At 47.2% G+C, this 502-nt stretch carries 1 pseudogene; it reads left to right on the top strand.

Annotation, left to right across the window (positions count from 1 at the left end):
- Positions 1-502 (top strand): annotated as a pseudogene (locus R7Z77_RS28810) (radical SAM protein); the annotation flags it as partial.

Here is a 502-nt window from a genome sequence, read left to right as displayed (position 1 = left end):
GAGAACCGGATAAAGCGAAGAACGCTGAATAGGGACGAAGTTGAGGCGGAGATTGCTGCGATTAAGCGAATGAAGTTCGACAGCGTGTTACTGGTAACGGGTGAGCATGAGACCAAAGTTGGGATGAAATACTTTCGCGAAATGGTGCCAATTATCAAGCAGCGATTTAACTATTTAGCGATGGAAGTCCAACCGTTGGATCAGGACGAATACGCCGAGCTCAAAACATTGGGCCTTGATGCGGTGATGGTGTATCAAGAAACCTATCATCCCAAAACATATGCTCAGCATCATTTACGTGGCAATAAAATGTAGTTCCGATACCGGCTTGGAACGCCTGATAGGTTGGCAAAGGCGGGGATCGACAAAATCGGTCTTGGCGCTTTGATTGGTTTGGAAGAGTGGCGCACCGACTGCTTTTTTGCTGCTGCGCATCTGGATTACCTTGAGCGTACTTATTGGCAATCGCGTTATTCGATTTCTTTTCCTCGTTTACGCCCTT

This window comes from Vibrio sp. 1401 (genome assembly GCF_033340295.1).
The sequence above is the reverse complement of the archived record's forward strand: the minus strand, read 5'-3'. Positions and strand labels throughout refer to the sequence as shown.